This is a genomic window from Burkholderia sp. AU31652, assembly GCF_002223155.1.
GTDB lineage: Bacteria > Pseudomonadota > Gammaproteobacteria > Burkholderiales > Burkholderiaceae > Burkholderia.
Map to the genome: position 1 here is coordinate 118,168 of NZ_NKFG01000006.1, position 20,462 is coordinate 138,629.

The 20,462-nt window shown below is 66.9% G+C and carries 20 protein-coding genes and 1 pseudogene; 18 read left to right on the top strand and 3 right to left on the bottom strand.

The window, feature by feature from the left end; all coding sequences use genetic code 11:
• From CFB40_RS30630 to CFB40_RS30660, 7 genes are all read left to right on the top strand, one after another.
• On the top strand, window positions 1-1,203 hold the full coding sequence (locus CFB40_RS30630; RefSeq protein ID WP_039349950.1) for an MFS transporter: 1,203 nt from the start codon (window positions 1-3) through the stop codon (window positions 1,201-1,203).
• 29 nt (window positions 1,204-1,232) lie between these two features.
• Window positions 1,233-1,556 (top strand): MoaF-related domain-containing protein, encoded by a 324-nt coding sequence (locus tag CFB40_RS30635; RefSeq protein WP_089428941.1) that lies wholly within the window; start codon window positions 1,233-1,235, stop codon window positions 1,554-1,556.
• Between the two features lie 13 nt (window positions 1,557-1,569).
• Entirely contained in the window at window positions 1,570-2,529 is a 960-nt protein-coding gene (locus CFB40_RS30640) for a TIGR03571 family LLM class oxidoreductase (RefSeq protein ID WP_089433413.1), read from the top strand.
• 133 nt (window positions 2,530-2,662) lie between these two features.
• A complete protein-coding gene (gene dkgB, locus CFB40_RS30645) occupies window positions 2,663-3,469 on the top strand; it encodes a 2,5-didehydrogluconate reductase DkgB (protein ID WP_089428939.1) in 807 nt (268 codons plus the stop codon).
• A gap of 71 nt (window positions 3,470-3,540) precedes the next feature.
• Window positions 3,541-4,656: an alkene reductase gene (locus CFB40_RS30650; protein WP_089433414.1), complete on the top strand. Its 1,116-nt coding sequence runs from the start codon at window positions 3,541-3,543 to the stop codon at window positions 4,654-4,656.
• Between the two features lie 22 nt (window positions 4,657-4,678).
• Entirely contained in the window at window positions 4,679-5,683 is a 1,005-nt protein-coding gene (locus CFB40_RS30655) for an aldo/keto reductase (RefSeq protein ID WP_089433415.1), read from the top strand.
• Between the two features lie 177 nt (window positions 5,684-5,860).
• The gene (locus CFB40_RS30660; RefSeq protein ID WP_089433416.1) at window positions 5,861-6,397 is read left to right on the top strand and encodes a DUF3455 domain-containing protein; all 537 of its coding nucleotides are present in this window, start codon (window positions 5,861-5,863) and stop codon (window positions 6,395-6,397) included.
• Between the two features lie 124 nt (window positions 6,398-6,521).
• Here CFB40_RS30660 and CFB40_RS30665 read toward each other — a convergent pair whose 3' ends face one another.
• Entirely contained in the window at window positions 6,522-7,187 is a 666-nt protein-coding gene (locus CFB40_RS30665) for an O-methyltransferase (protein ID WP_089433417.1), read from the bottom strand.
• Window positions 7,188-7,235: 48 nt separating this feature from the next.
• On the opposite strand from CFB40_RS30665, the gene CFB40_RS30670 reads away from it, so the two are divergent.
• The 3 genes from CFB40_RS30670 (at window position 7,236) to CFB40_RS30680 (ending at window position 10,638) form a co-directional block, all read left to right on the top strand.
• On the top strand, window positions 7,236-7,913 hold the full coding sequence (locus tag CFB40_RS30670; RefSeq protein ID WP_089428934.1) for a TetR family transcriptional regulator: 678 nt from the start codon (window positions 7,236-7,238) through the stop codon (window positions 7,911-7,913).
• Window positions 7,914-8,442: 529 nt separating this feature from the next.
• The gene (locus CFB40_RS30675) at window positions 8,443-9,831 is read left to right on the top strand and encodes an NCS2 family permease (RefSeq protein WP_089433418.1); all 1,389 of its coding nucleotides are present in this window, start codon (window positions 8,443-8,445) and stop codon (window positions 9,829-9,831) included.
• A gap of 213 nt (window positions 9,832-10,044) precedes the next feature.
• Window positions 10,045-10,638 (top strand): hypothetical protein, encoded by a 594-nt coding sequence (locus CFB40_RS30680; protein WP_089433419.1) that lies wholly within the window; start codon window positions 10,045-10,047, stop codon window positions 10,636-10,638.
• A gap of 35 nt (window positions 10,639-10,673) precedes the next feature.
• On the opposite strand, the pseudogene CFB40_RS39545 reads toward CFB40_RS30680, so the two are convergent.
• Window positions 10,674-10,766 (bottom strand): annotated as a pseudogene (locus CFB40_RS39545) (CopD family protein); the annotation flags it as partial.
• Between the two features lie 93 nt (window positions 10,767-10,859).
• Here CFB40_RS39545 and CFB40_RS30685 point away from each other — a divergent pair.
• The 3 genes from CFB40_RS30685 (at window position 10,860) to CFB40_RS30695 (ending at window position 14,130) form a co-directional block, all read left to right on the top strand.
• Entirely contained in the window at window positions 10,860-11,780 is a 921-nt protein-coding gene (locus tag CFB40_RS30685; RefSeq protein ID WP_179255323.1) for a LysR family transcriptional regulator, read from the top strand.
• 226 nt (window positions 11,781-12,006) lie between these two features.
• A complete protein-coding gene (locus CFB40_RS30690; protein WP_089428931.1) occupies window positions 12,007-12,789 on the top strand; it encodes an ABC transporter substrate-binding protein in 783 nt (260 codons plus the stop codon).
• 225 nt (window positions 12,790-13,014) lie between these two features.
• Window positions 13,015-14,130: a succinylglutamate desuccinylase/aspartoacylase family protein gene (locus CFB40_RS30695; RefSeq protein ID WP_069252629.1), complete on the top strand. Its 1,116-nt coding sequence runs from the start codon at window positions 13,015-13,017 to the stop codon at window positions 14,128-14,130.
• Window positions 14,131-14,262: 132 nt separating this feature from the next.
• Here CFB40_RS30695 and CFB40_RS30700 read toward each other — a convergent pair whose 3' ends face one another.
• Window positions 14,263-15,069, bottom strand: a complete 807-nt coding sequence (locus CFB40_RS30700) for a MetQ/NlpA family ABC transporter substrate-binding protein (protein WP_089428930.1) — start codon at window positions 15,067-15,069, stop codon at window positions 14,263-14,265.
• A 307-nt stretch (window positions 15,070-15,376) separates the two neighbouring features.
• On the opposite strand from CFB40_RS30700, the gene CFB40_RS30705 reads away from it, so the two are divergent.
• The 5 genes from CFB40_RS30705 (at window position 15,377) to CFB40_RS30725 (ending at window position 20,456) form a co-directional block, all read left to right on the top strand.
• Window positions 15,377-16,534: a porin gene (locus CFB40_RS30705; protein ID WP_089428929.1), complete on the top strand. Its 1,158-nt coding sequence runs from the start codon at window positions 15,377-15,379 to the stop codon at window positions 16,532-16,534.
• Window positions 16,535-16,746: 212 nt separating this feature from the next.
• Entirely contained in the window at window positions 16,747-17,007 is a 261-nt protein-coding gene (locus CFB40_RS30710) for a DUF2866 domain-containing protein (protein WP_011353838.1), read from the top strand.
• A gap of 124 nt (window positions 17,008-17,131) precedes the next feature.
• The gene (locus CFB40_RS30715; RefSeq protein ID WP_089433420.1) at window positions 17,132-17,515 is read left to right on the top strand and encodes a DUF6232 family protein; all 384 of its coding nucleotides are present in this window, start codon (window positions 17,132-17,134) and stop codon (window positions 17,513-17,515) included.
• A gap of 200 nt (window positions 17,516-17,715) precedes the next feature.
• Window positions 17,716-17,943, top strand: a complete 228-nt coding sequence (locus tag CFB40_RS30720; protein WP_089429221.1) for a hypothetical protein — start codon at window positions 17,716-17,718, stop codon at window positions 17,941-17,943.
• 245 nt (window positions 17,944-18,188) lie between these two features.
• Window positions 18,189-20,456, top strand: a complete 2,268-nt coding sequence (locus CFB40_RS30725) for a TonB-dependent hemoglobin/transferrin/lactoferrin family receptor (RefSeq protein WP_089433421.1) — start codon at window positions 18,189-18,191, stop codon at window positions 20,454-20,456.
• The last annotated feature ends 6 nt before the right edge of the window (window positions 20,457-20,462 follow it).

The window sequence follows — 20,462 nt, forward strand, 5'->3', positions numbered from 1 at the left end:
ATGCCACTCGCCCTGCTTGCGCTGACCATCAGCGCATTTGCCATCGGTACCACCGAATTCGTGATCGTCGGGCTGATCCCGACGATCGGCGCCGACCTCGGCGTCAGCCTGCCGTCCGCCGGCCTGCTCGTCAGCCTTTACGCACTGAGCGTCGCGATCGGCGCGCCGCTCCTCACCGCGCTCACCGGCCGCGTGCCGCGCAAGACCCTGCTCGCCGCGCTGATGGCGCTGTTCACCGTCGGCAACCTCGTCGCGTGGCAGGCGCCCGGCTACGAATCGCTGATCGTCGCGCGCATTCTCACCGGCCTCGCGCACGGCGTGTTCTTCTCGGTCGGCTCGATCATCGCGACCACGCTCGTGCCGAAGGAGAAGGCCGCCAGCGCGATCGCGACGATGTTCAGCGGGATGACCGTCGCGTTCGTCGCCGGCATTCCGCTCGGCACCTTCATCGGCCAGCACTTCGGCTGGCGCGCAACCTTCCTGGTCGTCGCGCTGTTCGGCCTCGTCGCGTTCGTCGGCGCGGTGGCCTTCGTGCCGCGCGGCTTGCCGCAAACGGCGCCCGCGCCGCTCGCCCGCCAGTTCCGCGTGCTCGCGCAACCGCGCCTGCTGCTGGTCTATGCGATGACGGCCGTCGGCTACGGCGGCTCGCTGATCGCGTTCACGTACATGGCCCCGCTGCTCGAGCAGATCGCCGGCTTCACGCCGTCGCAGGTCAGCCTCGTGCTCGTCGGCTACGGCGTGTCGGTCGCGTTCGGCAACGTGTGGGGCGGCAAGCTCGCGGACGCCGTCGGCCCCGTGAAGGCCCTCAAGCGGATCTTCCTGCTGCTCGCGATCGTGCTGCTCGCGCTCACCTTCACGATCCACGTCAAATGGCTCGCCGTGCTGACGATGCTCGCGTGGGGCGCGGTGGCGTTCGGCAACGTGCCGGGCCTGCAGGTGTACGTCGTGAAGCAGGCACGGCACTTCGCGCCTGACGCCACCGATGTCGCATCCGGCTTCAACATCGCCGCGTTCAACCTCGGCGTCGCGGGCGGCTCGGCACTCGGTGGCGTGATCGTCGCGCACGTCGGCCTCGGCCATACGCCGTGGATCGCGGCAGCCGTCACGCTCGGCGCATTCGCGCTCACCGCCCTGAGCGGTCGCCTCGATCGCAGCGCAGGCCTGCCGGAACGCACGGCGGAACCCGTCCAGCTCGCGCACTGAACGTCACTTTCTTGCAGGAGTTTGCACACATGAACGCATCGACCCCACGCCCGCCATTCGCCGGCAAGACGTTCGAAGTGCGCTACGACGGCCTCACCGCGCTCAACGCGTACGACGACGACGGCCGCCACATGCGCTACGAGATCACCGAAGGCCCGTACGCGGGCGCGAAGGGCGAAGTCGCCTACACGTGGCAGCCCATCGCCGGCGATACCTACGCGATCTCGTGGCAGGAAGCCGACCGCGCGACGGTCGTGCATATCGACGATTTCGCCGCCGGCACGTCGCGGTCGTTCTTCACCGCGTCGTCGCTCGATTTCTATCGGCTCGAAGGCAGCCTGCGCGCGATCTGAACGGAGCCCGACCATGTCCACTTCATTCACCGCACTCGACAAACTGGCCGACGGCGGCTTCAGCATCGGCATCGAACTGCCGCTCGACAACGACTGGTCGCCGGCCGGCAACGCGAAGCGCCAGCACGACCGTCGCTACCCCGGCGTACCCGACCTCGCGCGCCACGCGACGCTCGCGCAACGGGCCGACACGCTCGGCTTCCGTGCGCTCTGGGTGCGCGACGTACCGGTGTACGACCCGGCGTTCGGCGACGCCGCGCAGGTGTTCGAAACCTTCTCGTATCTCGGCTACCTCGCCGGCATCACGAACGACATCCTGCTCGGCACGGCGGCCGTCGTGCTGCCGCTGCGCGAGCCGCTGCTCACGCTGAAATCGGCCGCGTCGATCCAGGAACTGAGCGGCGGCCGCCTGCTGCTCGGCGTCGCCAGCGGCGACCGGCCGGTCGAATATCCGCTGTTCGGCCGCGACTTCGCATCACGCGGCGCGAATTTCCGCGACCAGATCGCGCTGCTGCGCGACGGCGCGCGCGGGCATCTGCCGCCCGGTCTCGACGTGCTGCCCGCCGCCCGTGCGCCGCTGCCGCTGCTCGTCGCGGGTCTCGCGCAGCAAACGCCCGCGTGGATCGGCGAACACATGGACGGCTGCCTCGCGTATCCCGGCACGCCGGACGACCACCGGCAGCGCGCCGCGAACTGGCGCGCGGTGGCCGGCGACAAGCCGTACGTGAGCTTCCTCCACCTCGACCTCGCGGACGACCCGCACACGCCGCTGCAGCGTCACCGCTTCGGCGCCCGCGCGGGGCGTCTCGCGCTCATCGGGGAGCTGGCGGCCATGCGCGACGCGGGTGTGCGGCACATCGGCCTGCATTTACGCCGCAACCTGCGTCCGCTCGACGAGACGATGGCCGAGATCGCGGCAGAGGTGCTGCCGGTGTTCCACGCGGATGAAAACGCACGGATACGCGCTGCATGACACCGCCCCGAGCCGCTCCCGATACTTGATTCCAGATCAAATATTTTTGACCTGCAACGGCGTTTATCTCACCAATCCGAAACGCCAGAATGACTTCCATAGCGAACCCGTTCCACTCTCCCAGGAGCACCTGATGAGCAAGATTCCCGCATTCGGCCTCGGTACGTTCCGACTGCAAGGCCAGACGGTCATCGACTCGGTCCGCAACGGCCTCGAAGTCGGCTACCGCGCGATCGACACCGCGCAGATCTACGGCAACGAAGCCGAAGTCGGCGAAGCGATCGCCGCATCGGGCGTGCGCCGCGACGAGCTGTTCCTCACGACCAAGATCTGGGTCGACCACTATGCACCGGACAAGCTCGTGCCGAGCCTCGAGGAAAGCCTGCGCAAGCTGCGCACCGACCATGTCGACCTGACGCTGATCCACTGGCCGGCCCCCGACAACGGCGTCGCACTCGACACGTTCATGACCGCGCTCGCCGATGCGAAGGCGCAGGGCCTCACGCGCCGGATCGGCATCTCGAACTTCAACATCGCCCTGACGAAGGAAGCGATCGCGGCGGTCGGCAAGGACGCGATCGCGACGAACCAGATCGAGCTGAGCCCGTACCTGCAGAACCGCAAGCTCGTCGAATTCCTGAACGCCGAAGGCATCCACGTCACGTCGTACATGACGCTCGCATACGGCAAGGTGCTCGGCGATCCGGTGATCGGCGCGATCGCGCAGCGTCACGATGCGACGCCCGCCCAGGTCGCGCTCGCGTGGGCGCTGCAGCTCGGCTACTCGGTGATCCCGTCGTCGACGAAGCGCGAGAACCTCGCGAGCAACCTGCTCGCGCAGACGCTGCGCCTGACCGACGAAGACATGGCGCAGATCGCCGCGCTCGAACGCAACGGCCGCGAAGTCGACCCGGCCGGCCTCGCGCCGAAGTGGGACTGACCGCACCACCCGCCACTCACATTGGATTCACCGCGGCCCGAAGGCCGCGGCACCGACAGGACATCAGCACCATGACCCAGGACCCGCTTTTCCAACCGCTGCGACTCGGCGCGCTGACGCTGCCGAACCGCATCGTGATGCCGCCGATGACGCGCTCGCGCGCCAGCCAGCCCGGCGACGAAGCCAACGAACTGATGGCCGCGTATTACGCGCAGCGCGCGAGCGCGGGCCTGATCGTCAGCGAAGGCACTTATATCGCGCCGCTCGGCAAGGGCTACGCATGGACGCCCGGCATTCACACGCCGTCGCAGGTCGCCGGCTGGCGCAAGGTGACGGACGCCGTGCATGCGGCGCACGGCCGGATCTTCGCGCAGCTGTGGCACGTCGGCCGGCTGAGCCACACGAGCCTGCTGGGTGGCCGGCAGCCGGTGTCGTCGTCGCCGCTCCAGGCGAAAGGCGTGAACGTGTTCATCGCCGGTGAAGACGGCAGCACGCCGGGCTTCGTGCAGGCGTCCGAGCCGCGCGCGCTGACGATCGACGAAATCGGCGAGATCGTCGATCAATACCGCGCCGCCGCGCGCCACGCGATCGAGGCCGGCTTCGACGGTGTCGAGCTGCACGGCGCGAACGGCTATCTCGTGAACCAGTTCATCGACTCGAATGCGAACACGCGCACCGATGCGTACGGCGGTTCGCTCGAAAACCGGCTGCGCTTCCTGCGCGAAGTCACGCAGGCGCTGATCGACGGCACGGGCGACGCGTCGCGCGTCGGCATCCGCCTCGCGCCGCTGACGACACTGAACGGCTGCGTCGACGCCGATCCGGAAACGACCTACCTCGCCGCTGCAACGCTGCTCGGCGAACTCGGTGTCGGCTACCTGCACATCGCGGAAGCCGACTGGGACGACGCGCCGTTGATGCCGGTCGAATTCAAGCGGCAACTGCGCGCCGCGTTCCCGGGCGTGCTGATCTATGCCGGCGCGTACACCGCCGAGCGCGCACGCGAAGCGATCGCCGCCGGCTGGGCCGACCTCGTCGCGTTCGGCCGCCCGTTCGTCGCGAACCCCGACCTGCCCGAGCGGCTGCGCACCGGTGCCGCGCTCACACCGCACGACCGCAACACGCTGTTCGGCGGCGGCGAGCGCGGGCTGACCGACTATCCGACACTGGCCCAGGCCGCGGCCTGAATCGGCCTACCCGAGACTCCCCATGAGAATCACGCTCCCTTCCCGCCTGGGTTTCGGCACCGCGCCGCTGGGCAACATGTACCGGGACATCCCGCACGAAGAAGCGCTGGCCACGGTCGACGCAGCGTGGGAAAGCGGTATCCGCTACTTCGACGCCGCGCCGCTGTATGGCGCCGGCCTCGCCGAGCTGCGCCTCGGCGAAGCGCTCGCGGGCCGCCCGCGCGACGCGTATTCGCTCGGCACCAAGGTCGGCCGGCTCGTCCTCGACGAACACGAGGACGCATCGCAACGCGATCTCGGCGAAAAAGGCGGCCTGTTCCGCCACGGGCTGCCGAACCGGATCGTCTACGACTACACCGAAGACGGCACGCTGCGCTCGATCGACGCGAGCCTGAAGCGGCTGCGCACCGACCGGCTCGACACCGTGTGGATTCACGACCCGGCCGTCGACTTTCATGGCGACGCGTGGCGCGACGTGTTCGACGTCGCGATGTCGGGCGCGGCCCGGGCGCTCACGCGGCTGCGCGACGAGAAGGTGATCCAGGGATGGGGCCTCGGCGTGAACCGCGTCGAGCCGTGTGAACTCGCGCTCGAACGTGCGGACCCCGACGGTTTCCTGCTCGCCGGGCGCTACACGCTGCTCGACCATGCCGGCGCGCTCGAACGGCTGATGCCGGAAAGCGCCGCGCGCGGGCTCGGGATCATCGTCGGCGGCCCGTACAACTCGGGCGTGCTCGCGGGCGGCACTCACTACGAGTATCAGCCGGCCACGCAGGCCATGCTCGACCGCGTCGCGCGCATCCGCCGGATCTGCGAACGATTCGGCGTCGATGTCCGCGCGGTGGCGCTGCAATTCTCGCTCGCGCACCCGGCCGTCGCGGCCGCGATCCCCGGCGCGAGCCGGCCCGATCGCATCGACGACAACCTGCGTCTCGCGGCGATGTCGATCCCGGCCGAACTGTGGGATGTGCTGAAGGCCGAACGCCTGATTGCCGCGCAGGCACCGACGCCGGTTGGCCCGGTTTGAGGTTGAATCGGGCAGGCGCGGCCGCGTCAACCCACGGCCGAGCATCCCGGGCCGCGCGCAATCGCAACGGCTATCGCCAAGATTGCCATTTGCGCATTGCAGCCGGTGCAATTGGCGTCTAGCGTTTACGGGTTCGTCGACGAATACCCGTCACCCGACCCGAAAGGATGCCTCGCCATGCGAAGCCGCTTCCCGAAACGCCCCATGCTACCGGCCGCCGTGGCCTGCGTTGCACTCGCCTTCTGCGCGTCGTCCGCCCGCGCCGACGACTCCGCCGGCCTCGCGCCGCCGCAGCCGGCCACGCCCGTGCTGTCGACGACCGCGGCTGGCCTACAGGTCTACACGTGCGACTACGATGCCGGACACAAGCTCGCGTGGGTGTTCCAGCACCCGGAAGCGATGCTGTTCGACGCGAGCGGCACGCTCGTCGTCCGGCACGGCACGGGGCCGTCATGGGAGGCGCTCGACGGCAGCCGCATTACCGGCAAGAAACTCGCGGAAGCGCCGAGCGCACGCCCGGGCAGCATTCCGCAACTCCTGCTCGCCGCGACGCCGGCCGCAACGGACGCGAAAGCCGCGGCCGGCACACTCGCCGGCGTGCGCTTCGTGCAGCGGCTCGATACCGCGGGCGGCATGCCGCCGGATGCAGCGTGTTCGACCGAGCATGCGGTCGGCCGCTTCCCGTATTTCGCGCGCTACGTGTTCCTGAAATAACACACGACGGCGCGGCGCACGAAGCGACGGGCGTCACTGCGGTGTCGTCCGTCTCTCGCATCATATTGATCAGTCATCCTATTCTTGATGAATGGATGCATGCCGTCATCACGTACCGCAAAACTCAGCCGATCCGCATCGACAACTCGACCTCGCCGCCGAAGGGCACCGACAGATAGCCGTTCTCCGGCGAGCGCACGTAAGCGAGATAGTCGGGGCTGAACTCGGCATTGTCGGCAACGACGAACGCGCCGGGCCGCAACCGTTGCTCGACGAGTGCAAGCACCTCCGGATACAGCGCCTTCGCACCGTCGAGCAGCAGCAGGTCGACCGAATCCGGCAGATCGGCGGCCAGCGTACGCAGCGCATCGCCCTCGCGAATCTCGACGAGATCGGCCAGCCCGGCCGCCGCCAGGTTCGCCCGCGCCCGCACGACCTTCGACGGCTCGAACTCGCTCGTGACCAGCCGGCCGCCGCCGTTGTCGCGCAGCGCAGCCGCGAGATGCAGCGTCGAAATGCCGAACGACGTGCCGAATTCGACGATCGACCGCGCGCCACCGCTGCGCGCGAGCATGTACAGCAGCGTGCCGGTCTCGCGCGACACGGCGAGCGGATAGTCCTTCAGGCGCGCATACAAGTCGGTGTAGTCGGTCTTGCTGCGCATCAGCCGCGCTTGCTCGTCGCGCGACAGGCTGGCGAAATCCGGGCTCGTCGCGGGCGACGAGGCGTCGGCTTCGTCGAACAGGCGTGCGAGCAGCGAGGCCAGCGGGTCGAGCGTCAGGGTGGTCATGCGAATCTCCGGGTTCAGGTTGAGTGCGTCGGTGCACCTGGTTAGAATATGACGAACTATTCAGGTTTTACTATTCGCATTGGCCAGCCACGCATGACCGACCGCCCGAACGCCCGGATTGCCACGCGCAAGCTGCCTCGGCAGGCTCGCTCGACCCAGCTCGTCGAGGCCGTCCTCCAGGCCGCTGTTCAGGTTTTGGCGAGCGAAGGCGCGCAGCGCTTCACGATGGCGCGCGTCGCCGAGCGCGCCGGCGTGAGCGTCGGCTCGCTGTACCAGTACTTCCCGAACAAGGCGGCCGTGCTGTTCCGGCTGCAGCATGACGAGTGGCGGCAGACGGCCGAGATGCTGCGCGGGATGCTGGAGGACGTGAACCGGACACCGCCCGAGCGGCTGCGCACGGCCGTTCACGCGTTCATCCGTTCGGAATGCGACGAGGCGCGGATGCGCATCGCGCTCGACGACGCCGCGCCGCTCTATCGCGACGCGCCCGAGGCACACGAAGCGAAGGCGGCCGGCAACCGCATCTTCCAGGCGTTCATGCGCGAGGCGCTGCCCGATGCACCGGACGCCACGCGCGAACTGGCCTGCGACCTGATCATCACCACGCTCACCGCGGCCGGCAAGGCGTTTTCGGAAAGCGAGCGCTCGCCCGATGAAATTGACGCGTATGCGAACGCGATGGCCGACATGTTCCGCGCCTACCTCGACCATCTCGCGCACAATTGAGGCCGGGGCGGCGACGAAAACCGCCTCGGCGCGATGGCGCCCTCGTCCGAATGCAGGTTGCGCGCGGCGGCGGATCCCGTCACCGGCCCCTGATTCCACCGGCCTGCCCGGCCACCATGAAAGAAATTTGTAATTTTCGATGCATCCCTCGCTTCCCCCTTGCCCGTCGACCCTGCATTCAAATAATCGCCTTAACGGATTCGAACTAGGCGTATACACGCGTGTCGACGCGACAGAGCCCCGTTGCACGCCGATATAAGCGCTGAGACATGCGCTGCATGCTCTTCCCCCAATGGGACGTGATGGGCGGTTCGCCTAACCTTCGCTACGGCAAAGCACACGTGACGGGGTCGACACCACAACGCGTCGCACGACGCGACACCCACGCGATCGTTTCGATTCGCACGGAACGACACGGATCACGCGTCATTCGTCCCCACGACGTTGCCGACAATCCCAACTAGATACGAGACACCCTGACGACGGTTCGCTACGGGCCGTTTCAGCATGCTGATAAAGGAGCAAGCTCATGAGTGATACCCCGGTGCAGCCGACGGTCGGCGTCGGCGCGGAAGAAACTGACTTTGGCACCAAGGGAGTCATCGACCGGTACTTCGACATTTCGTCGCGCGGCAGCACGCAGCGCCGCGAGATCATTGCCGGCGTCACGACCTTCCTCGCGATGGTCTATTCCGTGTTCGTCGTCCCCGGCATGTTCGGCAAGGCCGGCTTCGACACGAGCGCCGTGTTCGTCGCGGTCTGCCTCACGACCGCGTTCGGTTCGCTGCTGATGGGCCTGTGGGCGAAGCTGCCGATCGCGATCGGCTGCGCGATCTCGCTGACCGCGTTCACCGCGTTCGGCCTCGTGCTCGGCAAGGGGCTGTCGCCGACGGTCGCGCTCGGCGCCGTGTTCCTGATGGGCCTCGTGTTCACCGGCATTTCCGTCACCGGCGTGCGTTCGTGGATCCTGCGCAACCTGCCCGCGGGCGTCGCGCACGGCACCGGGATCGGCATCGGCCTGTTCCTGCTGCTGATCGCGTCGAACGACGTCGGCCTCGTGATCAAGAACCCGGGCGCCGGCCTGCCGGTCTCGCTTGGCCAGATCACCGCGTTCCCGGTCATCATGTCGATCATCGGCCTCGCCGCGATCTTCGGCCTCGAGAAGCGTCGCGTGCCGGGCGGCATCCTGCTCGTCGTGATCGCGATCTCGATCTTCGGGCTGGTCTTCGATCCGAGCGTGAAATACCACGGCATCTTCGCGCTGCCGTCGCTGAGCGCACCGGGCCATGCGTCGCTGATCGGCGCGATGGACATCAAGGGCGCGCTGTCGATGGCCGTGCTGCCGAGCGTGCTGGCGCTGGTGATGACCGCCGTGTTCGACGCGACCGGCACGATCCGCGCGGTCGCGGGCCAGGCCGGCCAGCTCGACGAGAACGGCCGCATCATCAACGGCGGCCGTGCACTGACCGCCGACTCGCTCAGCTCGATCTTCTCCGGCTTCCTCGGCGGTGCGCCGGCGGCAGCCTACATCGAGTCGAGCGTCGGCGTGGCCGCCGGCGCGAAGACGGGCCTCGCGGCCGCCGTGGTCGGCCTGCTGTTCCTCGTCGTGATGTTCTTCTCGCCGCTCGCGGGCCTCGTGCCGTCGTACGCCACCGCACCGGCGCTGATGTACGTCGGCCTGCTGATGCTCGGCAGCGTGAGCAAGCTGCACATGGACGACATGGTCGACGCGATGTCGGGCCTCGTGTGCGCGGTGTTCATCGTGCTGACCGCGAACATCGTGACGGGCATCATGCTCGGCTTCTCGACGCTCGTGATCGGCCGCATCGCCAGCGGCGAATTCCGCAAGCTCAACGTCGGCACCGTGCTCATCGCGGCCGTGCTCGTCACGTTCTATCTCGGCGGCTGGGCGATCTGACCGCGAATCGTGCGCGACATCGCCGGCAGAAGGACGGCGCGCATCGGGACGACATCGTCTCCTCCACCATCATCGTTGATGGTCTCCAGGCCTGGGAACGCAAGTTTCCAGGCTTTTTTTGCTGATGGGGCGCAGTGCGACGCGAATCGCGGAAACGGTGCGGCGCGAATCCGCCCCCGGTGCTACGATCGGGCTTTGCCTTCGGGAGCCCCCATGAACGCGCTCGGCATCGTCTCCGAATCGAGCACCCGGACGTCGGCGCGCAAGCCGCCGTTCATCCCGTCGTTCGGCTTCCACGAAGTGCACGAATCGAAGCCGATCGATGCCGCGCCGGCGCGCATCATCGACACGGTCGCCACGCTCGACATGCGCACGGATCCGATCGTCGACGCGCTGCTCAACGTCCGCGAATTCCCGGCAGCCGTTGCCGCGTTGCTGCGCCCCGGCGCCACACGCGTCGAACGCGAACGCTTCGGCCTCCATGCGTTCACCCCGCTGCATCGCGACGAAACGACGCTGTCGCTCGGCCTGATCGGCCGCTTCTGGCGCCCGGATCTCGGCGTGCTGAAGATCGCCGACGCGGCGGCGTTCATGCGGCACGACGATCCGCGCGATGCGAAGCTGGTGCTCAGCTTCGAAGTCGTCGGGCTCGCGTCGGGTGCGCACCTGCTGCGCACCGAAACCTTCGTGCATTGCCCGACCGCCCGCACGCGGCTGCTGTTCATGCCGTACTGGCTCGCGATCCGGATGGCGAGCGGCTGGATTCGGCGCCGCACGCTGACGGCTGTCGAAATGGCGCTGGCGTAGGGCCTCGCCACGCCTGCCATTGCGGCACGTGCAGGCTACCGGTATCGAAACGGCTTGATCACGACCAGCCCGACGACGATCGCCGTCGCGGCCACGGCCGCACCTGCCGCCTGCCCGAGCCACGGCGCCGCAACCCCATGCGCACGCAACCGTCAGGATTGCAATCAAATTCCGCTACACCCCGTCGCCCGCCACAGCATCGCGCCAACCGGACCCGATCGATGACCCGCATCCGCAACCCCCTGAACCTCGCGCAGCTCCAGGCGTTCGTCTCCGCCGCGCATCACAAGAGCCTGCGCGCCGCCGCGCGCGAACTCGGCGTCACGCAGCCCGCGGTCACGCATACGATCCGCGAGCTCGAAACGGCGCTCAACGCGGAACTGCTCGCGCGCAGCGTGCGCGGCGTCGAGCTGACCGCGTGCGGCCATGCGCTGCTGCCGCGCGCCAAGCAGCTGCTCGGCGATATCCGCCGCACGGTCGAGGCCGTCGAGCAGGTGAAAGGCGAGATGTCGGGGCGCGTGGCGGTCGGCACGATGCCGTCGATCGCGCTGACCGCGCTGCCGCACGCGGTGACGGCGTTTCGCCAGTCGATGCCGAACGTTAGCCTGCATCTCGAGGAAGTGACGGTGCCCGACGCGCTCGCGCAGTTGCGCAACGGCACGCTCGACATCGCTGCGATGCACCATGTGCCCGCGCTCGACCGCGATTTCACGCAATCGCCGCTGCTGTCGACCGAATTCACCGTCGTGATGCGCGAAGGCCACCCGCTTGCGCATGCCCGCCGGTTAGAGGCATTGCTCGATGCCGAGTGGATCGTCACCGTCGGTGCCGAGCAGTTTCCGCACAGTGTGATGGTCGGGATGTTCGAGGCGCACGGGCTGCCGCTGCCGAAGCGCCTGCTGCGCTCGCCGATGTCGTTCGCGGTGACGCTCGGGCTCGTCGCGCGCTCGGACGTGATCGGCTGCTTCACGCGCCCGCTCGCCGCGATGGTCGCGCCGCTGGGCATTCGCACGGCCGAACTCGACGAAGCCATGCCGCGCTTCGACCTGTCGATCATCGCGCGGCGCGACCTGCTGCCCACGCCGGCCGTCACGCAATTCGTCACGTGCCTGCAGCGCGCGGTCAACGAAACGCTCGGCTGAATCGTTCCTGTGTCTGAAACGGCGGCGCCCCTCATGCGCCGCCGCCGGGCCCGGTATCGGGGCTTGTCCTAGGCGCCCTGCCGGTATTTTGTCTTGATAATCTTCCGCACGTCGCGCGCCCGCATCGGGTGGGCGAAACGGACAGCCTGTCGCGAAGCCGCGCCGGGCCGAAGGCTTACGGCGCGGCACAACCGCGCACCCATCGAACAAAACGAGGAGTCACCGAGTGAAAAAGATTCTTGCGGCTGTGACCGTAGCCCTGCTCGCCGTATCGGCAGGCACCGCGTATGCGAAGGACTGGACGACCGTGCGGTTCGGCGTCGACGCAAGCTACCCGCCTTTCGAATCGAAAGGCGCTGACGGCAAGGTTGTGGGTTTCGACGTCGACCTCGGCAACGAAATCTGCCGCCGCATGAACGCGAAGTGCGTGTGGATCGAAAACGACTTCGACGGGATGATTCCGGCGCTGAAGGCCCGCAAGTTCGACGGCGTGCTGTCGTCGATGTCGATGACGCCGGCGCGTCAGGAACAGATCGCCTTCTCGGCGAAGCTGTTCAACACGCCGACGCGCCTCGTCACGAAGAAGGGCACCGGCCTGATGCCGACGGCCGAATCGCTGAAGGGCAAGTCGGTCGGCGTCGAGCAGGGCACGATCCAGGAAACCTATGCGAAGACGTACTGGGCCTCGAAGGGCGTGAACGTCGTGCCTTACCAGAACCAGGACCAGGTCTACGCCGACCTGATCTCGGGCCGTCTGGACGGCGCGCTGCAGGACGCGGTGCAGGCTGAAATCGGCTTCCTGAAGACGCCGCGCGGCGCGAACTTCGATTTCGCCGGCAAGGACATCGACGATCCGAAGACGCTCGGCAACGGCGCCGGCATCGGCCTGCGCAAGGAAGACACCGACCTGAAGGCGAAGATCGACGGCGCGATCGCCGGCATGCGCAAGGACGGCACGTACGACAAGATCGCGAAGAAGTACTTCGATTTCGACGTCTACGGCAAGTAATCCGCCCGGCAAGCGCACGCTTCGCCTCGGCACGAACGGGCTCCGCAAGGAGCCCGTTTTTTTGCGCGGGCCGTGCCGGCAGCGTTATTTTTTCCGCCCCAACCTGATGATTCTCAACGAGAAACGGCGTGTTCTGGCGCCGGTTTGATGGCGGCGAGGAAGGCAACGTACAATCGATCTTCCACGCACACCGGATCATTCGCGGCTGCGCCGCACTCCCCCATCATGCAAACGCAGACCCATCCGCTGATTTCCCCCGCCGTCGGTACCGAACGCCAGATCACGAGCTTTCACTACGGCCCGCGCGGCGGCAAGAAGGTCTATATCCAGTCGTCGCTGCACGCGGACGAACTGCCCGGCATGCTGGTCGCCACCCTGCTGCGCCGCAAGATCGCCGCGCTCGAGACGGCCGGCAAGCTGCGCGGCGAAGTCGTCATCGTGCCCGTGCCGAACCCGATCGGCCTGTCGCAACACGTGTTCGGCGATCACCTCGGCCGCTTCGAGCTCGGCTCGATGCAGAACTTCAACCGCAATTTCTACGATCTCGCGGCGCTCGTGCTGCCGCGCGTCGAACACCGCCTGACTCACGACGCGCAGCACAACCTCGTCGCCGTGCGCGCCGCGATGCGCGAAGCGCTCGACGAGCAGAAGCCGCGCACCGAGCTCGACTCGCAGCGCCTCGCGCTGCAGAAGCTGTCGTTCGACGCCGATATCGTGCTCGACCTGCACTGCGACAGCGATGCGGTGATGCACCTCTACACGAATCCCGATCTGTGGCCGGACGTCGAGCCGCTGTCGCGCTACCTCGACGCGCAGGCGTCGCTGCTCGCGCTGAATTCGGTCGGCAACCCGTTCGACGAGATTCACAGCTTCTGCTGGTCGGACCTGCGCAACCGCTTCGGCGACCGCTTCCCGATCCCGAACGGTGCGATTTCCGTCACGATCGAGCTGCGCAGCGAGCGCGACGTGTCGTACGAGTTCGCCGAAAAGGACGCACAGGCGATCGTCGAATACCTGACCGAGCGTGGGGTCGTCGACGGCACGCCGGCGCCGCTGCCGCCGCTCGCGCATCCGGCCACGCCGCTCGCGGGCACCGATCCGCTCGTCGCGCCGGTGTCGGGCGTGATCGTGTTCCGCACGCCGGTCGGCGTGATGATCGAGGCCGGGCAGGCCGTGGCCGACATCGTCGATCCGCTGACCGATCGCGTCGTCACGCTGAAGAGCAGCGTGTCGGGCGTGCTGTACGCGCGCCAGATCGTGCGCTTCGCGACGGCCGGCATGGAAGTCGCGCGGATTGCCGGCGCGACCGCGATCCGCACGGGTTCGCTGCTGTCGGCCTGAGCGGCCGGCTTGCGCGCCGGAGCATGGCGCGCGCGTATCGCGATACCCGCCCGCACCAACGAAATCGCCCGCTTGCGCGGGCGATTTGCTTTCCGGATCGTCGATATCCGGCCATCCGGTAGGTGAAAACGTTCAGAACGCCGGGATGATCGCGCCGCCGAACTTCTGGTCGATGAACTTGCGCACGTCGTCCGATTCATAGGCCGCGACGAGCTTCTTCACCCACGGCTTGTCCTTGTCCTGCGCGCGCACCGCGATCAGGTTCGCGTACGGGCCGCGCAGATCCTCGATCGCGATCGCATCCTTCACCGGCGTGAGCCCGGCCTTCACCGCGTAGTCGGTGTTGATCGACGCGGCATCGACGTCGGGCAGCGCGCGCGGCAGTTGCGCGGAATCAAGCTCGACGATCTTGATCTTCTTCGGGTTCTCGGCGATGTCGAGCGGCGTGGCATTCACGCCGTTCGCGCCGACGCCCGGCTTCAGCTTGATCACCCCGTATTTCTGCAGCAGCAGCAGCGCGCGGTTGCCGTTCGACGGATCGTTCTGGATCCCGACCTTCGCGCCTACCGGCAAGTCCTTCAGCGACTTGAGTTTCTTCGAGTAGAAACCCATCGGCGCCGTGTACGTGAGCCCGACGTTGACGATCTTGTAGCCGCGCTGCTTGATCTGGCTGTCGAGGAACGGCTGGTGCTGGAAGCCGTTCGCGTCCAGATCGCCGGAATCGAGCGCCGCGTTCGGCTGCACGTAGTCGTTGAATTCGATGACCTTGATCGCGAGACCTTCGCGCGCGGCGACCTTCGTCACCTCGGTCCAGATCTGTGCGTCGGGGCCGCTCATCGTGCCGATTTTCAGCGTTTGCGGGTCGGCGTGCGCGCCGGGCGCCGCGAATGCCAGCGCGGCGGCGAGTGCGCCGAGGCCGGTCAGGAATGAACGTCGCATGGTGTCCTCTGTCCCGTGTCGTTTGTTGGAACACGGATCGTGGCATGGGGCCGGAACGCCGCCAACCAAGCTTATTTCATGTGCATATTCCTGATTCCGGTCGAATCTCAGTCTGAATCGGTATAACCACCGGCTATACAACCGGGCAGAATTCGGTGTCGCATCGACGCCACAGATTCTTCATATGACAGTCGCTGTCATATTCATTACGTGGCCCCTCGATAAAGTTGCCGCCGGTACGTGAAAGCGCCCATAGAGAGCGCCGGAACCGCAACTGGACACGCCATTTATTCGCTCGGAGAACCCTTTGAACAAGAAACTGTTGACCATCGCCGCTCTGGCAGCAACGGCCGGCACGGCGCACGCACAAAGCAGCGTGACCCTGTACGGCGTCATCGATGCCGGTATCAGCTACGTGAACCACAGCAAGACCGCCAACGGCGGTACGGGCAAGCTGTTCAAGTACGACGACGGCGTTGCCCAGGGCAGCCGTTGGGGCCTGCGCGGCACCGAAGACCTCGGTGGCGGCCTGAAGGCGATCTTCGTGCTCGAAAACGGCTTCAACAGCGGTAACGGCACGATCGGCCAGGGTGGCGCGATCTTCGGCCGCCAGGCTTACGTCGGCCTGAGCCAGTCGCAATACGGCACGGTCACGTTCGGCCGCCAGTACTCGTTCTCGACCGACATCCTCGGCTCGAACTACTCGACGGGCGGCAACACGGTCGCGGGTAACTACGCGTACCACGTGAACGACCTCGACCAGCTCACGTCGAGCCGCATCAACAACGCCGTGAAGTTCCAGAGCGCGAACTACTCGGGCTTCACGTTCGGCGCGTTGTACGGCTTCTCGAACTCGACGGACTTCGCAGGCGCACCGGCGACGACGACGGGCACGACGACGACGGCAGGCTCGTCGCGCGCATACAGCTTCGGCCTGAACTACGCGAACGGCCCGTTCTCGCTGGGCGCAGCGTACACGGACATCCGCTTCCCGAGCCAGTCGACGCCGGCTTTCTCGACGACGATCGCGAATATCGCAACGGGCAACGTCCGCGACCTGCGCACGTACGGCGTCGGTGGCCGCTACGTCTGGGGCCCGGCAACGGCATGGCTGCTGTGGACGCGTACGCAGTTCTCGACCGTGTCGGGCGCGGGCGGCACGTTCTACAACGCGTATGAAGCAGGTGCGAAGTACGCCTTCACGCCGGCTCTGTCGGGCGGCCTCGGCTACACGTACACGAACGCCACGCAAAGCGGCAACTCGTGGCACTGGAACCAGGTCAACGGTATCGCCGACTACGCACTCAGCAAGCGTACGGACGTGTACGGCCTGGTCGTGTACCAGCAAGCGTCGGGCAAGGGCGTGCAAGCGCAGATCGGCTCGAGCACGAGCTACTTCAATACGTCGGGCACGGGTTCGAAGAACCAGATCGCCGCACGTATCGGTATCCGTCACAAGTTCTAAAGCATCCGCTTAACACGCGGATCACGACGGCAAGAAGCGCCCCGCTCCACGCGGGGCGCTTTTTTATGGGCTTTTAAGTTTCGCTTAATTCTGGGCTGAGAGGATGCTCTCACCCCCCCTGTTGGCCGCCTGAACATCGGCGGCTTTTTTTTTGAACCGCCGACGGCGCCGCCATCGATTGCCCACAAGACAAGACAGGATCGGAGGCCATGATGATCGAAGATACCGTTTTCAGCCATCTGCACGCGATTCTGACGTGCCAACACTCGATGCCGGTCCAGAGCTGCCGCGTATCGGTCGAAATGCAGCGCCCGTGGGGCCGGCCGTATCGCCTCGTCGAATGGACGATGCATCTCGACGCGCCCGCGCGGCGCCAGATCGTGCCGGCCGAATCGACCGACGAAGAAATCGCCGAGGTCGTCGCCTCGCACGTGCCGGGCCGGCTTTACGGCGACGGCCGCCTGCAGTTCTGAACGACTTCCCGCTCCATCCGCTTGCCTGGTTTCACCCGCGCCGCACCCATCGTGCGGCAGTCGGTCTCGTTTGATGCCGCAACGAAACCTGCTACGCTGCGCGTTTTCGTCCACGCAACACACGATGGAAAACGCATTCAACGAACGTGGCGTGATGATCACGCGCAACGGCCTGTCGGCCGCCGGGCAGGTATTCGCACTCCGTGACATCCGCCAGGTCGATGTCGTCAAGATTCCGAAGAACCGCCTCGTGCCGTCGCTGATCTCGCTGATCGGCGCGGCCGTCGCCGTCGCAGGCGGCATCGCCGGATCGAGCGCCGCGCTCGTCGTCGGCGTGATGCTCGCCGTCGTCGGCTATCTCTCATGGGCCACGCAGGACGTCACGTATCGCCTGATGGTCGAGATGCCCGAAGGCAAGCGCGAAGCACTGTCGAGCGTCGACGTCGAGTTCGTCGAACGCGTCGCGCAGGTCGTGCGCGATGCGCAGGCGGCGAAAGCGGCCGGCTGATTCCGTTCGCTTCCCTGCACGCGTCGATTCACGGTGCGCCGGCCACGCGTGGCGCGTTTCGCGCCGCGCAACGGCAGCGTCGATTACCGCGTCGAATCGCATTCCGTCTCCTCGTCGCCAACACCGCGCCTGCGCTGCGACCGCCGACCGCCTAGTATGGAAAGAGCGGCTCGCCGCCGCATCGTCCGATGGAGGCCAGCATGAACGTCCAGACGCTGTCCGGCACGCTTCGCGCGCAGGAACTGCTGATCGTGTCGATGATCCGCGCGCTTCCCCCTGACACACGCCGAGCGCTCGTCGACCTCTACACCGAACAGATCGCATTCGCCGAGCAGGCCGGCCTCGAAAGCCACGGCGATCGCGCGACGCACGATGCGTTCATCACGCATGCGCGCAACCTGCTGATCCGCATCGAAGCGCTGGCCTAGGGCCTGTTCACGCCCGCGTTTTTCCCGAATTTCCCGCCGCGGCTCGCCCGAGCCGCGCAGGTAAGTGCTCACCCACGCGAGCCGCTTTCCGTTCTTGTATTGATAATAATTCTCATTTACACTGGTAAAGTTATCAGTTGCCTTTCAATTCGCCGCTCGCCGCCTTCCGTGCGCGGGCGGGCCAGCCAGGTGAACGCGTCACCCAGCCAGCCTTCGGGCTTGTCATCATCAATGGGAGACCACCTGTGCATTGCTATACGCTGGCGCGGCGGCCGATCTGTGCCGCGCTGTTCGGCGCGTTCGGCCTGTCCGCCGCCACGGCTCACGCCGATTCGACGCCGCAAGGCGCCAACCCGCCTGCCGCCCTCCTCGTCGCCGCGTCCACGCGCGGCGATGCGGCGCTGCTCGATCCCGTCACCGTCACGGCCAACCGCACCGCCACGGCCGCGAGCCGCACGGCGGCGTCCGTGTCGGTAATCACCGACGAGGATCTGGAAGAACAGCAGGCCACCAACATCAAGGACGCGCTGCGCTACGAGCCGGGCGTCACGGTGCGCCGCACCGCGTACCGGCCCGGCAACGCCGCGCTCGGCGGCGGCCGCGACGGCGATTCGAGCATCAACATCCGCGGCCTCGAAGGCAATCGCGTGCTGCTGATGGAAGACGGCATCCGCCTGCCGAACGCGTTTTCGTTCGGCCCGCTCGAAGCGGGGCGCGGCGACTACGCCGATCTCGACACGCTCAAGCGCATCGAGATCCTGCGCGGGCCGGCTTCGGCCCTGTACGGCAGCGACGGTCTGACCGGCGCAGTGAACTTCATCACGAAGGATCCGCGCGACCTGCTGTCGATCTACAACAAACCCTATTACTTCTCGTTCCGGCCGAGCTACGACTCGGCCGACCGCAGCGTCGGCGCGACCGTGTCGGCCGCGGGCGGCAACGATCGCGTGCAGGGGATGATCATCGCCGACGGCCGGCGCGGCCACGAGGTCGACACGCGCGGCAGCAACAACTCGGCAAGCACGCTGCGCACCACGTCGAACCCGCAGGACGTCTATTCGGAATCGCTGCTCGGCAAGCTCGTGCTGACGCCGACCACGCGCGACACGATCAGGTTCACCGCCGAAACGGTGCAGCGCCGCGTGAGCACCGACGTGCTGTCGGCGATCAGCCCGCCGACCACGCTCGGCCTCACGACCTACGACCGGCTCGAACGCAATCGCTTCAGCGTCGACTACGATTTCCGCGACGACGCGTTCCGCTGGTTCCAGACCGCGCACGTGCAGTTCTACTACCAGGACGTGAAGCAGGACCAGTACGCGTTCGAGACGCGCGGCCGGGCGGCTTCGCGTTCGCGCGACAACCAGTACAAGGAGCGCACGTTCGGCGGCTCCGCGTTCGCCGAAAGCGGCTTCGCGACAGGCCCGTTCGCGCACAAGCTGCTTTACGGCGTCGACGGCAGCGTGTCGCGCGTGACGAACCTGCGCGACGGCACGGTGCCGGGCGTCGGCGAGGCGTTCCCGAACAAGGCGTTCCCCGACACCGACTACACGCTGTTCGGCGCGTTCGTGCAGGACCAGATCGGCTACGGGCGCCTGCTCGTCACGCCGGGCCTGCGCTTCGACACGTACCGGCTGAACCCGACCGCCAACGATCCGCTGTTCACCGGCAAGGCGGTATCGACGAGCGCGAACGAACTGTCGCCGCGCGTCGCCGTGCTCTACGAGATCACGCCCGCGGTCATTCCGTACGTGCAATACGCACACGGCTTTCGCGCGCCGACGCCCGACCAGGTGAACAGCAGCTTCTCGAACCCGGTGTACGGCTACACGTCGATCGGCAATCCGAACCTGAAGCCCGAGACGAGCGACACGTTCGAAGCCGGCCTGCGCGGCAAGGCGGGCACCGGCTACGGCGTCGTGCGCTACAGCGCCGCCGCGTTCACGGGCCGCTACCGCAACTTCATCTCGCGCACGACGATCGCCGGCAGCGGCCGGCCCACCGACCCGTTCGTGTTCCAGTACGTGAACTTCGCCGACGCGCGCATTCACGGCCTCGAAGGCCGCGCCGAATGGGTGATGCCGAACGGCATCACGCTGAAGACGGCGATGGCGTTCACGAAGGGCTCGACGCAGAACGACGGCGCGGCCAGCCAGCCGCTGAACACCGTCAACCCGTTCTCGGCCGTGTTCGGCGTGCGCTACGAGCCGACCGAGCGCTGGTACGTGCAGACCGACCTGCTGTTCCAGGCCGCGAAACGCGACAAGGACATCGACAAGTCCGACTGCTCGAACAAGGCGTGCTTCTCGCCGCCGTCGTCGTTCGTCGTCGACCTGCGCGGCGGCTACCGCTTCAACAAGCATGTGAGCGCGACGATCGGCATCCGCAACCTGTTCGACCGGAAGTACTGGAACTGGTCGGACGTGCGCGGCATCGCAGCCGATTCGCAGGTGCTCGACGCGTATACGTCGTCCGGTCGCACGGTCGCCGTCAGCATGAAAGTGGATTTCTGATGCGCG